The 236-nt window shown below is 42.4% G+C and carries 1 protein-coding gene; it reads left to right on the plus strand.

Annotated features, from left to right (window positions below):
* On the plus strand, nucleotides 1-236 hold a 236-nt coding region (locus N477_RS00635), incomplete at both ends, for a transposase (protein WP_155731754.1).

The raw sequence follows: 236 nt of genomic DNA on the forward strand, positions 1-236 counted from the left end.
TGTATCGGATGGTGAAGTGTTAGGTGATTTACTACGGTCACTTCGGAGAAATGTTGACAGAGTAACAGGTGATGGTGCTTATGATACGCGTGATTGCTATGATGAAATTGCAGCCAAAGGTGCCGTAGCTCGTATTCCCCCAAGAGAAAATGCCCAATATTGGGAGAAAGGTCATCCGAGAAACAGCGCCATAATATTAATGCATCAATTTGGTTTAAAACACTGGAAGGAAAAGT

It is taken from the genome of Pseudoalteromonas luteoviolacea H33-S (assembly GCF_001625695.1).
GTDB classification, from domain to species: domain Bacteria; phylum Pseudomonadota; class Gammaproteobacteria; order Enterobacterales; family Alteromonadaceae; genus Pseudoalteromonas; species Pseudoalteromonas luteoviolacea_B.